The 13674-nt window shown below is 40.6% G+C and carries 14 protein-coding genes; 4 read left to right on the forward strand and 10 right to left on the reverse strand.

Annotated features, from left to right (window positions below; all coding sequences use genetic code 11):
- Nucleotides 1-36 precede the first annotated feature (36 nt).
- Entirely contained in the window at nt 37-384 is a 348-nt protein-coding gene (locus tag FJ354_05020) for a hypothetical protein (GenBank protein ID MBM3906021.1), read from the forward strand.
- A 38-nt stretch (nt 385-422) separates the two neighbouring features.
- Here the strand turns inward: FJ354_05020 and FJ354_05025 are convergent, their stop codons facing one another.
- Genes FJ354_05025 through FJ354_05045 form a run of 5 tightly spaced genes read right to left on the reverse strand, consistent with a single transcriptional unit; the run spans nt 423 to nt 6990 of the window.
- Nucleotides 423-1364 carry a hypothetical protein gene (locus FJ354_05025; GenBank protein ID MBM3906022.1) on the reverse strand — a complete coding sequence of 314 codons (942 nt, stop codon included), beginning with the start codon at nt 1362-1364 and terminating at the stop codon, nt 423-425.
- Nucleotides 1365-1399: 35 nt separating this feature from the next.
- Nucleotides 1400-1942, reverse strand: coding sequence for a glutamine amidotransferase (locus FJ354_05030; GenBank protein ID MBM3906023.1), 543 nt, complete (start codon nt 1940-1942; stop codon nt 1400-1402).
- Between the two features lie 35 nt (nt 1943-1977).
- Nucleotides 1978-4824: a hypothetical protein gene (locus FJ354_05035; protein MBM3906024.1), complete on the reverse strand. Its 2847-nt coding sequence runs from the start codon at nt 4822-4824 to the stop codon at nt 1978-1980.
- A 53-nt stretch (nt 4825-4877) separates the two neighbouring features.
- A complete protein-coding gene (locus FJ354_05040) occupies nt 4878-5990 on the reverse strand; it encodes a DNA primase (protein ID MBM3906025.1) in 1113 nt (370 codons plus the stop codon).
- On the reverse strand, nt 5983-6990 hold the full coding sequence (locus FJ354_05045; GenBank protein ID MBM3906026.1) for a DNA primase: 1008 nt from the start codon (nt 6988-6990) through the stop codon (nt 5983-5985). The genes FJ354_05040 and FJ354_05045 overlap by 8 nt, the downstream gene beginning before the upstream one ends.
- 76 nt (nt 6991-7066) lie before the next feature.
- Between FJ354_05045 and FJ354_05050 the strand changes: the two genes are divergently transcribed.
- Both FJ354_05050 and glyS read left to right on the forward strand, forming a co-directional pair.
- Nucleotides 7067-7906: a deoxyribonuclease IV gene (locus tag FJ354_05050; GenBank protein ID MBM3906027.1), complete on the forward strand. Its 840-nt coding sequence runs from the start codon at nt 7067-7069 to the stop codon at nt 7904-7906.
- A 34-nt stretch (nt 7907-7940) separates the two neighbouring features.
- Nucleotides 7941-9398: a glycine--tRNA ligase gene (gene glyS / locus FJ354_05055; GenBank protein ID MBM3906028.1), complete on the forward strand. Its 1458-nt coding sequence runs from the start codon at nt 7941-7943 to the stop codon at nt 9396-9398.
- A gap of 204 nt (nt 9399-9602) precedes the next feature.
- Here glyS and FJ354_05060 read toward each other — a convergent pair whose 3' ends face one another.
- The gene (locus FJ354_05060; GenBank protein MBM3906029.1) at nt 9603-10253 is read right to left on the reverse strand and encodes a hypothetical protein; all 651 of its coding nucleotides are present in this window, start codon (nt 10251-10253) and stop codon (nt 9603-9605) included.
- Nucleotides 10254-10359: 106 nt separating this feature from the next.
- Here FJ354_05060 and FJ354_05065 point away from each other — a divergent pair, with 106 nt between their 5' ends.
- A complete protein-coding gene (locus FJ354_05065) occupies nt 10360-11112 on the forward strand; it encodes a glutamate racemase (GenBank protein ID MBM3906030.1) in 753 nt (250 codons plus the stop codon).
- Here the strand turns inward: FJ354_05065 and cobM are convergent.
- The 4 genes from cobM to FJ354_05085 are packed head-to-tail and all read right to left on the reverse strand — an operon-like array spanning nt 11096 to nt 13625.
- A complete protein-coding gene (gene cobM, locus FJ354_05070; GenBank protein ID MBM3906031.1) occupies nt 11096-11863 on the reverse strand; it encodes a precorrin-4 C(11)-methyltransferase in 768 nt (255 codons plus the stop codon). The genes FJ354_05065 and cobM overlap by 17 nt on opposite strands.
- Nucleotides 11856-12578, reverse strand: coding sequence for a precorrin-2 C(20)-methyltransferase (gene cobI / locus FJ354_05075; protein MBM3906032.1), 723 nt, complete (start codon nt 12576-12578; stop codon nt 11856-11858). The genes cobM and cobI overlap by 8 nt, the downstream gene beginning before the upstream one ends.
- Before the next feature lie 35 nt (nt 12579-12613).
- Nucleotides 12614-13204 carry a precorrin-6Y C5,15-methyltransferase (decarboxylating) subunit CbiT gene (gene cbiT, locus FJ354_05080; protein MBM3906033.1) on the reverse strand — a complete coding sequence of 197 codons (591 nt, stop codon included), beginning with the start codon at nt 13202-13204 and terminating at the stop codon, nt 12614-12616.
- 1 nt (nt 13205) lies between these two features.
- Entirely contained in the window at nt 13206-13625 is a 420-nt protein-coding gene (locus tag FJ354_05085; protein MBM3906034.1) for a hypothetical protein, read from the reverse strand.
- Nucleotides 13626-13674 lie beyond the last annotated feature (49 nt).

Genomic DNA, 13674 nt, shown 5'->3' on the forward strand with positions numbered 1-13674 from the left:
TCTATAAATTAAATTCATGACTAAGATACGTACAATATGAAGACAATTTACATCATATTTGCAGTTGCCGTAATAATTGGAGTTCTAGTTTATTTTGGATTTGTAAATGTGGATGTGTCTCCAAAACAAAAATTCAATGAACGGCTTTCACAGTTAGATGAGCAGTTTGAGTCAACTAAAAAAAGTTTTGAGGGGGGATTATTGAGTGAGACAAAATATAAAGAAAAATTAGAGGATTTGATTAGTAAGCAAGAAAATTTGTATGCCGAGGTAAAAAAATATCCCTGGAATGATTCAGAGATGACAGATTACAATCAATGGTTTAGAGGCATCATGAAATTTCCAAGTAAATTAGAACAGGAATATCAAAAATATTTTGGATAGATATTTCGTCTATATTTTGAGATAAATCTATAGATAAACTACATCTCGTTTATTGCTTGGGTTATGGCGTCACGATCTTTAGCATTTGGAGTATATTTTAGATAGTTTTCAAAGTCCTGCTTTGCTTGCTTGTTTTTGTTTTGCGACATGTATACAATTCCGCGGTTTTTGTAGATTGGGCCAAACCTGTTTTCGTTTATCTCTATTGCAGAAGAATAGTTTGATTCAGCCTTTTCGTATTGTTTTGTTTTGAGGTAATAGTTGCCTAGTCCCCTATACGCCAGATAGCATTTTTTATTAGAGTCAATGCTTTTTTGGTAAAATGAAACGCATTCTGCCAAATTTTTCTCATTGAATATTCCGCCTAAAAGGCACAATGCCGTAGAATTAGAGGCATCAAGTGTGATTGCCTCCTTTAGTGACTTTATTGCCTCGTCTTGCTTTGCCTGCAGGTTTAGCTTCTCAGATACAAAGCAGAGCCGGTTTGATTTTTCCTTGGACTTGTTATCCACGTGTATTTTGGAGATTATGTCTGGCGGAGCAAGCAATATCATCAGCATTCCGTCTTCCTGCCAGAGTTTTTCAAATTGTTTTTGTGGTATTGCACCGATTTGGTCCTGCTGTGGTATATAGTGGATTATTGTCCTCTCAGAGTCGTCATAGCCAGAAATTACTGATGCGTGCTGGACTATCTCGTACAGCCCCGGTAAAATAACAATGGGTGGAATTCCCATGTCTATTATTTTTTTTAGTTCTAGTATAGTAGAGTGTAAAATCAGGCTGCCTAAGCCGTGTCGCTCTGCTAACTCGATTCCCTCAATTAGAATACTCCCCCGAACATTTGGGTATTTTTTTGCAATTTCCTTTGCCTCCGATATTGGTAGATTAACGTTCCAGTATTTTGAGACGGCACTTATGGCTAGTGGAAGGCAAATATTTTCCTCAATTACCTGTGGAAGTAAGAGCTCGTGCTCACTCATTGTTTTTTGAGCCTAATGTTTTGTATTAATACTGATCAGAGTCTGATGAATTTTTCAATTAGGGACAAGCCATCTTGGGTCATTTCTGGATGGAATTGTGTTCCATAGATTTTGGAATTCTTGTATTGGATTATCTCATATTTGCAGGAATCAGAGTGTGCTAGCTGTATGAGGGATTTGCCTAGTGTGGATATCTCATAGTTGTGGCTTTGGTACACTTGGATTATACCACTGCATAATGGGTTTTGTTGTGTTGTTCGTATGGTGATTGGTCCCTTTTGTATTGAGGACATTTTACGAATGGTACCACCAACTGTTAGGGCAAGAATTTCTGCTCCGTAGCAAATCCCAAGCATTGGTTTGCTTTGAGCTATACAATGATTGATGATTTTGGAGTTTAGTGCATTCATTTTCTGGTCGTTGTGCCTTCGCCCAGAAAGAATTATGGAGTCAAAATTACTCAGATCCGCCAATTGTAACTTGTCAAACGGCAGGGCAGCATGATCTGTTTTTGCAGAGTCCAAAAAGTCGACAATATTTTTTGTAAATACCGAGCCATTGTCCACTAGTAACAACATTAGAGAAATTTAGGGAATACTTCTTTTATTTGTGATTACTTGCCCACAATCACGGAGATATAATGAAGCTCAGGTACGCCTTCCATTGTCGATAGGACGCCAATGTTGATGGTGTCTTGTTCTTGCCATATCAGGACTCGCCTTGTCTTTTGCAGTACAAACTCGTCTAGGAATTCATCCAGTAGCTTGTCTGTTGCTTCGGCGTCAACTTGTGAGAATAGTGATACTTCACCTTCCTTAAACGACAGGGGCACAGACAGGCTTGTAGGTGTGACTATCTCCAACCCCTTTTGTTCAAATGTCAACTTTATCTTGGCAATTCTTGCCTCTTTGTCAAATCCTGGCTCCGGCTTGGATGTTACAGATGACGGAACTACTCCTGCCAGCTTTTGAAGATATGCCTCAAAGGCCTCTTGTTGTGTGTTGCCCAATCCGACATAATATTCCCCATTGAATGCGGCTCCGACTGCGGCAATTGTTCCTAATTGTGCTACAACTCCGTCTCCAGAACCTGCAGTATATACTGGAATAAAGTAAACGTCATGCTCACCTACCTTGTACAGAATATTATCTCCAATTCTTGGAGTTCTAAGCAATGTCTTTAGCTGTGCAAAATTATTGTCTTTTTCTAGTGCCTCTCTGACCGCAGTAGGTCCGATAAGCTTTGTAGTAGAGTTGAGTGGGACTTGATAGAAATGCATGTTACCAAGTGTTGACAGGTCATTTTCCACTATCATGTATCCAGAGAGGTTTTTTCCTCTAGAGTCTCGGAGCTCTAATGACAATAATCCTAGGAACTTAGTACTGTCAAATCCAGGAGGCTTTGCCTGAATATAGTATGCATCTATTCTTTCTGGAATCTGGAAGAATGTGTTTGCTTGGATGAATGTCTCTGTGTCAGTTACGTGGTAAATGTTGAACATTTCTGTCTTCCACGTGAATAGTTCCTGTGGATAACGAATCTGCTCGGTAAGCCAAGACGGAATTGGCAAAAGCTTGTCGCCATATTGGGATTCCAATATATCTGCAAAATAATCATCGCCGTGTTTGAGTAAAGTAATGTCGCCGTCGTATGTATCCACAAGTGCAAATCCTACCAGTCTGAGATACGGATTGCCCATGGACCATGGCACTGAATTAGTGTCAAATCCGATTATTAGTGGCACTAGCCAATATGTGCTGGTGCCATCGGTGACTGGATAGATGTCTAGCTTTTGTCCAAATAGATCATACAGGAAATACGGGTATAGTGTTTCCATTCTGTCATAGACATCCTTGTATCTCATGACATGGACTGATGTATTTGGATATGAGAGTAAAAAGTTAGGCTCAAAGACCCAGCTTAGTGGCGGTGCCAGTGTTATTCCGCCTGCGCCTGAATACATAGCATTATTGATTTCTGCACTTGTGCCCCCACGGTTGGTTGCATATGCAGACCATGTTTCCTGGAACAGCCCACCCTCTCCATAATAAATAGACCTTTGTGAAAATAGATCAGCGGCTTTAACTGACTGGCCTGTTGTTGCCTCCAGAGTAAGGAATCCATCTGGTACGTGTGTGTAAACTAGGTGTTCGTTGTACCACCTATTTTCAAGACTAACTGTGCTTGGTATTACTGGCTTCATTGATGCAGTCCAGTACAGAGTATTGTTGAATCGCAAAATGTCATTGTCTCCAAATGTGATATACGGGATTAGGCCGATTTCCGGCTTTAGCTTGGCAAATGCAGCCTCCCAGTCCCAGATCCTAATAGAATCCAGGACATCGCGGTTTTGCTCCATGTAGGACTTGATGTTGTTTGGAGAAATCGATGTAAGCTTAACATCATTTGGGGTTACGGTAATTTTGTCTAGTTCTCCTAGGTATCGGTTCAGTGTGATTTGTTGCTGGGTGTATGGACCTAGGTATTCGATTTTGCGAGTGTCTGCAATGCTGTTGTTTACCGCCATTACTGTTCCAGCAATAATTCCAATTGCAATTAGCGCAAAAACCCGGATGTAAATGTCGCGCTTTATTGGATGAGTCAGGACCTTGGAGCGAATTTTGTCATAGATGGCAAATGCAATTAGGACAAAGCCTGCGCCTAGTGTTCCACCAATTACGTATTTTGTATTGTAATCGATTTTATCAGTAAAGAACATGTTGATTCCAGCCCAGATTATGCCGATTCCTATGACTGCCTCCATAATGGAAACATAGTTGAGGTACTTGGGCTTGCCTTGGGATGAATCGGAAATGTAAGATGTGATTACCCTGATTATAGAGTGCAGTCCAACATAGAGCCCCAACCTTATTCCAATTACACCTAGAAGGGACGGGACTAGAATCGTTAGTGCCGGAATTATCTCTATTATTGTGAGGGCTGCTTCTGATGACTGCGGGGTGATAAACGGTAGTGAAAACAGATTTGGTAGCTTTTCCAAACCAAGATCGTTTCCATCTAAGAGATATACTAGTGCAAGGCCGAACGTCATATTGACAAAGAATGCGCCAAAGAGGAAGATCTTGGTGATCTGCCAAATTGCAAACTGCGGAACACTTAGCTTGTAATCCCTAAAGTTGGAAATGTTTTTGGTTACTGGATCCTGTGCTGTTCTGTTTAGGGACATCACCATTACATGGATTGCATACCAAACTATTGAGGAACGGTTCTTGGCATCTACGTTGACTAGGGCTATTGCGGCCAAGACCACTGCAGAGATCAAGGAGTATTGAAATGGCCTTGTGAACTGGTCTCCAAACTCTGTCATATTCATTGATAGCATGACTCCCTGGTTTCCTACCATTACGAAAACAATGATTCCAATTATGCCGACTATGCCAAGTCGGATCAGCTTACCTGCGCCTGGGGGTGATGAACCGGACTTTGAGGAACTGTACAAATTCAAATTTTGCTCAATTTTGGATAGATTAATGTCTTCGGGATGCTGTACGCCTATGAGATGCTTGCACAGCCCTTGCAAATCATGTAGACTGCGGCATATTTAGGCACACTTAGGTGTTCTTTATTGTATGGACCAAACTTTTTGTTTTTAAGCCTAAACGATACTGGGCAGTCGGTAATTACGGAAACCTCACTTTCATCAATAAAGCAGGCATCTGAACTTGGGTTGAACTTGGCAATATCCGTACAAAGCATCTTGGTAAGGCCTGACTTGGAGTTGATTGTGCCGCCTAGTCGGAATATTCGATGAACATCTATTGTAACATTTGGGTCTATTTGCGCGCCCAACTCTTTTTGGAGCGACTCTATCTTTTTTTTAAAGGGGAAATATCCTTCAGATATTATCTGTTTTGATATTTTGGCCTTGTTTGATTTTGCACCAAATACTGCCTTTGATACTCGGCCCAGCCAGCCCTTGTCATCTAGGTCTGGAAATACTGACTTTGCAAAATTTGTCCGAGCTCCAAATGTTTCCGGTGTTACTCCGCGAAATGTCAGATAATCTATGAGTTCTGCTCTCTGCTTAGAATCTAGGTTCTCGTATACTGATGTGACATGGACGTGAAACCCCTCGTTTCCTGAGAAATAAACTGTAATATTTTCCCTTGGTATGCCAAGGTCACTGATTAGAATCGTGATCAGCTTGTCGAGTTCTTTTTTTGCCCCGGCAATGCAGTCATTGCACAACACCGATACTGTTTCAAACTTGGTTGCATTACATTGTGGACATGACTCGGAATTGCCAATTTTGCCGCAAGAGGTGCATTTTTTGATCGTATGATTTTGCCTGCAAGGCAGATGTAGGTCTTTGGCATCAATGTCAAATATGAGATCTGCATTTTGCCAGTCTTTTTCTGCCATTGGTAAATTTGGGAATGAATAACGTGCATTAGAACAATATACATCAGCTGGAATGTTTTTCATCAACAACAGGTGCAGTTCCTTGTCTGATTTTAGCGAGATATGTCTAATCATACCGGAATTGAACTTTTGATAGCCAAACTCACGCATCTCTGGATTTTTTGGCGTATGAATCAGATCAAAGTGATCAAAATAGTATTTTTTGAATGCTTCCTCTAGGAATTTTACGTCTTTATCATGCATTTGGGATTTTTTTCCTCCCAAATTGTAATGGATTGATTATGTTTGCGCATTCTGGGGTGGCAAAGCAGAGATTTTCGCTTTTCAGCTTTTCGCATGAAGGACATGCGTATTTGGTGCCACTTCCAAAGTTTCCTGCGAGGTGCTTTAGTTGGTATAGTGTGATTTTCTCGTTATAGTCTGGCGCGTTTTTGAAAAGAGGTGCAATCTCTTCTATCGTTTGGCCTTTGTTGAGAAGATAAGTTGCCAGCATGAACCTGCCGGAATGAGGGAGATTTTCGCCCTTCTGTAGTACTTCCAGGGCGTGTTTGATACATGGTGGTCGTTCTGTTGTTTCCACTATTTGGACTGTGAATTTTTTTCCCAGTATCAATAGAGTCTCAATTGGCTTTCTAAATGACTCTGGTATACTAGGAATGTTTGCAGATTGGATTTTTTTTGCAATGAAATTATCAAGCTCTTTTCGTATCAGGCGGACAGTTTCATGTGCGGAAAGGAAAACTTTTCCGTCATCTACTAGTCTGTTGACTAGCTTCCATTCTTGTTCGTGAAAATGCACCGAATGCATCAGATAATCAGACGCAGGTATGACAAAATAATCTGCTGACTTTGTGACATTCATTGAGAACAGATCCTTGATGATTTTGATTGCAAGCTCCTCGTTTGTGTGAGAGTTGATTAGGTCTTTTTCTAGGAATTTTTCTGCACGTCTGGCCTCTGCCAGAGAGAATCTTTTGATTAGCGTATTCATGTTAGTCTGCTTGAGCAGTATTACCGCTACAAGAAAGGAAAAGACCTCGATGTCCAAGTTTTTGATGGAAAAATCAGAATTGAAGATTTTGCCGTCTGCTGCTGTTTGGATTCGAGATAATGCTAGATCAATTATTGGCTTGAGATCCGCATCATTGCCAAACTGCTCTAGCGTGAATCCTTTTTCGCGCAGATAGTTTCCTGCCTCTGCGAGAAATGGATATTTTGCAATCTCTTCCGTTCCAAGCTTCATACATACAATAATACAATTTCTAGTTAAAAATCAGAGCCTGATTTTGGTTTAAATTATGATGGTATTGGGAAACAATATGCGAGTGGGACTGCATGTATCCATTTCTGGCTCACTTTCTGCAGCAATTGATAATGCAGTGGAACGAGAGTGTTCCGCGTTTCAGATATTTACCCGCAGCCCAAGAATGTGGACTGCAAAAGATATTTCAAAAAATGATGCCCAGGAATTCAAGGATAAACTATCTGTAAGCAAAATAGATAGACTTGCAACCGTTGCTCATATGCCATACCTGCCAAACTTGGCCTCACCAAATTCTGCCACACATGAAAAGTCTGTTTCTGTCTTGGTAAAGGAAGTCCAGAGGTGTGGAGAAATTGGCATTCCTTATCTGGTTGCGCATTTGGGAAGCCATATGGGAGAGGGAGAAGAAAAAGGAATATCTCAGCTAATAAAGGCGTTTGAAAAGGCAGCAGAGGTAAAAAACGATGTTGTTATATTATTAGAGAATACTGCAGGGCAAAAAAATTCTGTTGGATCTGATTTTTCCCAGTGGTCGGATATATTTTCTAGATTAAAGCCAAAGAATAGGTTTGGTGTTTGCCTTGATACTTGTCATGCGTTTGCATATGGATACGATCTAAGATCAGAAAAGGACGTGTCTGAGACATTCAAGGAATTTGATGATAGAGTCGGATTTGAAAACTTGAAGATTTTACACTTAAATGACTCCAGGGGTGAGCTTGGATCAAACCTAGACAGACATGAACACATTGGTCTAGGTAAAATTGGTGAGCGTGGAATGGCATCTGTAGTCAAGCTCGCGAACAAAAAAGACATTCCCATAATTTTAGAGACGCCAATCGATGGCACGCGTGATGATTTTGGCAATATTAAAAAGGTAAAAGAGATTGCATAGCTTGGAATTTATTCCTATATAGGATAGCATTGTAATGAACTATGATAGTGTAATGCAGCTTGCACTGGAGCGTGGATTTTACTTTCCTAGCTGTGAGATTTATGCAGATGCACAGGCTGGATTTTGGGAGTATGGCCCGTCTGGCGTATCAATGAAGACTAAATTCATTGAATTGTGGAGACGGGAATTATTACGACGTGATGGAATGTTAGAGATAGATGGCTCACAGATAATGTCAAAGTCTGTCTTTGAGGCATCAGGACACCTGGCAAGTTTTGCAGATCCCGTTGTACGCTGCATTAGCTGCAAACTAAACTATAGGGTGGACAAACTTATCTTTGAGCAGACAAAAATAGAGATCCCAGAAAGTGCTGACCTGCATGAATTTGACAAGGTTGTCACAGAGAAAAATATCCGGTGTCCAAAGTGCAAGGGCGAGTTTGAGCGTGCCCGTAAGTTCAACATGATGTTCAAGGTAGAAATAGGCCCGGAGGCAGAAACAGCATACCTTAGGCCAGAGACGTGCCAGTCCATTTTTGTTGATTTTCCAAGACTGTTCAAGACAATGCGTGGCAAATTGCCACTTGGAGTTGCCCAAATTGGGAAAAGCTTTCGAAACGAAATATCACCTAGACAGTCATTATTGAGATTGCGCGAGTTTTACCAGGCAGAAATTGAGGTATTTTGCAATCCTGCCAAGCTAAACGACTTGGATCGATTCACCCAAGTTCAAAATACGACGATTCGGCTGTGGATTGATAATTCTCTAAAAGCCATGACGTGTCAGGAGGCAGTAGATTCTGGATTATTGCCAAACAAGTTTGTCGCGTATTACCTCGGATTGCTGACTGAGTTTTATGAGAAAACAGGAATAGACATGACAAAATCTCGATTCCGCAGACTGGGAGAAAAGGAAAAGGCATTCTATGCCACTGTTGCGTTTGACTTTGAGGTGCAAACAACAATTGGCTGGCTTGAGCTTGTAGCATGCAACTATAGATCTGACTATGATCTGACTAGCCATGCTACAAAATCCAAGGAAAAATTCGAAGTATTAGATGATGAGCAAAAGGTCCTGCCGCACGTATTTGAGATATCAATGGGAATTGACCGCTCTTTGTACACCATATTAGAGCATGGTTTGCGTGAAGAAAAGGAAAACGACAGAATTGTGCTTTCTATTAAGCCGTATTTGGCACCAGTACATGTTGGGGTCTTGTCTTTGGTCAAAAAGGATGGTTTGAAGGAGAAAACTGATGAGATTTTTCTTGTGATAAAACGAAAGTATGACGCATTTTTGGATCATTCTGGAGCCATTGGCCGCAGATATAGAAGGCTAGATGAGGTAGGCGCTCCATTTGCCATAACGGTAGACCACCAAACACTCCAGGATGATACAGTGACTCTGAGAAGTCGAGATTCTATGAACCAAAATAGGATCAAATTATCAGATTTAGAGTCAATTCTATCCTCTGCAGTGTCATTTCCATAATCTAGGTCTATAGATCATCGTTCAAATTGATGATGTTACTGTTACTAGAAATGTCTTCAATGTATAGGCATAGTCTAAATTGTTTTATCGTAACAATTTAGTTGTGTATGTATAGCATTTGTATAACATTGTAAGAGAGACTAATATGATGAAAAAATTATTCAGAGAAAATTAGTAAAAACAAAAAGAATTTCGCCGATCAATCTACTCATAAGTAGAGGAGCTTGATTGGGACGAAAGTCCAGATGGTGAAGGAACAGATGGGAATCTGTCGCCAATTTGCTGTTCAGCAACCGCTGATGCTTCTTGTAAGATCTTTTCGGTTTCTTCGCTTGAAACGTCAGATCCGACATTGAATGCATCGCCTGCCAGTGAGTCCATCATCAGACCGCTGAGTGTTTGTGTCATAGAGTTTAGCTCTGCGTCTGCTTCTGGCATAAAGCGTCCTAGTGAGGACTTGAGGCCCTTCATTGTCGACATTGCTGGACCTATTGCTACCATTGCATCACCCAAGTCATGGATGGTGGTCAGGCGCAACTGTACTTGCTCTAGTGCCATTCTTGCATTGCCTAGCATCTTTGTGACTTTACGAATTTCAGCTAGTTCGTTTGATAAGACACGACTTGCGCTGGTGTCATGCTGTTGCATTGCAGCTACGATTCGTTTGAATAGTTGAGCGTCACGTTCGTGCAATTTGTTTAACATTGAATCCATTTTTGAGATTTGTAATTGCAGTTTGTTGACTGCAGTTTGAATTCTTGGTTTCAATGCGCCCTGTGGTTTAACAGAGTCTCGAAGTCTGTCTGCCACACTTGCAGTGTCCTGACGTGCCCAATTTTTCTCGAAGCCGGTCATGAACCACCGTTTTGGATTTTCTTCTTAATGGAATTAGTGCATTTTAGTGAGCTAGGTACTAAATTTAGCTAACAAACTGTAAATTGGGTTTTTTCAAAATCCAACTATGGCAAGAATTGTAGTTTTTGATTCGGGTCTTGGATCACTATCCATCATAAAATCAATTCAGAAATTTACCAAATCGGAAATAATCTATTTCGCAGACCAAAAAAATTTTCCATACGGGACTAAAACCAAAACCGAATTAAAAAAAATAATAGATAACACAATCAACAAACTGGAAAAGAAATTTCATCCAAATGTGATCATAATGGCATCAAACACACCGTCAGTGTTGTTTCCAGAATACTTGGACTCTGAAATAATCGGTGTGTTGCCACCAATTAAAAAATCTGTGTCACTTACAAAAACTGGAACAATCGGAATTCTTACAACAAAAATAGCTACAAAAAGTAAAGAACTCTCAGAATACGTTAGGAAATCATCTCATAACACATATGTAAAAAAAATTGATGCAACAAAACTGATAAAACTTGTAGAGACTGGAAAATTCCTAACAAATCCAGATTATTGTGAAAAAGTTATACTAGATGTTCTTGAAGACAAAATTAAAAGAAACAAAATTGACGTAATCACATTATCAAGCACGCATTTGCCGTTTTTACTGCCAATGTTAGAAAGAAGATTCCCATCTGTCAAGTTTGTAGATCCCGCCGACGACATTGCAAAGACCATCGCAAGAAGAATAAAAAAATCCCCCCGTAACAAACTACGAATCTACACTTCAGCAGATGCAAGATTATTCCAAAAACATTTACAGAAAATCGGAATTAAAAATACTGTTAATTTTTTACCTTAGCTTTTCTATATCCATGACTAAATGTCTTGTCATATAGTTTGGAATATTCATACGACTTAGGCTTTATGACATCACCAATTATAACAATTGCAGTTCGCGTAATTTTTTGCGCCCAGACTTTCTTGGATATGTCTTCTAGTGTTCCGGTGATGATTTTTTGGTCCGGCCAGCTTGCCCTATATACAACGGCCACAGGCGTAGTTTTTGGGTATCCGCCCTTAATTGCCTCCTTCACAATGTCAGATAGTAGGTGTACACTAAGATAGAAAATCATTGTAGATTTGTGCTTGGCCAATTCAGAAATTTGCTCTTCCTTGGGAACCTTGGTGCGCTTTTCTGCACGTGTTATAATCATAGTTTGAGTAACTCCAGGCAACGTCAACTGTAATCCCAATGCAGCAGATGAAGCCAAAAACGACGTAACACCTGGAACCACAACACATTCTATTCCTTCTTTTTCCAGATTGTCTGTCTGTTCACGAATGGCACCATAAATTGCAGGATCACCATCGTGAAGTCGTATTGTAAGTTTTTTTTGGGCGACGCCTTGCTTAAGGATCTCAAATATTTCTTCTCGTACTAGGCCAGCCGCATCATACATCTTTGCCTTTTTGCAAATCTTTAGTATTTCATTTGGAATCAAAGAACCAGAATACACCACAACGCCCGCTTTTTGTAGTAATTTTTTTGCCTTGACTGTTATGAGATCAGGATCGCCAGGACCACACCCAACAAAGTAAACCCTAGACACGCTTTACCACCATTATGGAAAAATATTTCGTAGTCATTGTATTTTCGTTTACCTCACCCAGCGTCATTTTGCGGACAATCTCATTTGACGTACCCAAATCTTGGCCTATTGCAAATATGGAATTATCAGAAAAGCCGGCTTCCTTAAGCAATTTTATGACCTGATCAAAATAGCGGCCGTCTTTGAGAAATATCATAGTGTCACAGTTTCTTGCTGTCTCTTTTACCCGCGACAGATCATAACAAGATGGGATTACTGCCATGGTCTCTGCGCCCTCTGCCAAGCTTATTCCTACCTTTGATGCAAATGTAAACATCGATACTATTCCAGGAATGACGTTGATCTTGATGTTCGGATATTTTGTCTGCAATTCTCGATGTAGATATATCCATGTGCTGTACAGGTACGGGTCGCCCACTGTCAGGTATACTACCTTTTTTCCCTCCATTACTTTATTGGCTAAAATTTTCGTGTTTTTCTCCCATGTTGTTTCCAGTGTGTCTTTGTCCTTTACCATTGGAAAGACCAAGTTCACTATTTCCGGCATTTTTGATTTGTCCAATAACGATTCTACCACGGAAAGAGCAATACTTGGCTTGTCCTCTTTTGCCGTAGGACATGCAATGATTTGTGCGTCTTGAATTGCCTTTACTCCCTTGACTGTAAGCAGCTCTGGATCGCCAGGCCCGCACCCAACACAAATCAAATCATGCATGTAAGACCAAAAAATTTTCCTAGTTAAAAGCGAATCTAGGTCTTTGTTGCAGAAATTATTGTCACCGGATTTCTTGCAAGCATCATTGTTCCAGTACTAGTCTTTTTGCTTTTGGATATGGTGATCTGTGTAATATCAACATCAGTAAATTCAAGCTTGTATATTACATCCAGTACAGCATACAAAGTTTCAATCAGTATTACACCAATTACTACTCTTGCGCCAGACTTTAGTTTATCATTGCACAGTGTTACAATATCTTTGGTATCACCTCCTGTACCGCCAATGAAAATCGCATCAGCTAATGGCAGTTCCGGGATTTTCTGCTTAGCATCAGATAGTATAAGCTCCACATTTGTGATTCCGAATTTTTCTAGGTTTTTTCGTGTAAGATCTATTGCATTTTTGTCAATGTCTATCCCGTAAATTTTGCCAGACTTTCCTATTTGTATGCCGGCCTCTACTGTTATGGACCCACTACCGCACCCAATGTCATAGACAGTATCTCCCTCTGATAGACGTGCCTTACTGATCTGTATTGCGCGCACCTCTTCTTTTGTTATTGGGACGTCCTCTGTTCTAAAAAATTCCTCGTCAGGTATTCCGGGTGTCTTGTGGTTCCACATATTAAATTGGGTTAAGCGGGGCAGTGCCAGTTCCCGGCAGGTGTACCAGTGTGTACGATAAAATCCACATGAACAAGTACAAGAACACATACGTTCCGATTCCTGTCGTTACTAGTTTTTTTCTGTCAGATGAGGGTAGTCCTATCTTCATACTTTTGCCAATAACAGCAGATGCGATAAACACTATAATCATAAATCCAATTGAGGCCCATCTTCGCTCCTCGCCATCTATAGAGTCGAACAGAAACGTTGCAATCACGCCGCCAATTGCAGCCATCCCTATTCGTATCCAGAATAATTTGTCCAATAGTTTTTTGCGCCTATCAAGCTCGTCCTGACTGTCTGTCGGAGGTACGACCTCTGGGGCTTTGTCATCAGCAGGATCCGACGGATTTGGGGATTTCTTTTTTGGATGCTTCAATGAAATTTCTAAGGGTGACTCGAGCAAGTCTGGTTTAAAACGTTTGGTC

The organism is Nitrososphaerota archaeon (genome assembly GCA_016872055.1).
In the GTDB taxonomy this organism is placed as follows: domain Archaea; phylum Thermoproteota; class Nitrososphaeria; order Nitrososphaerales; family Nitrosopumilaceae; genus Nitrosotenuis.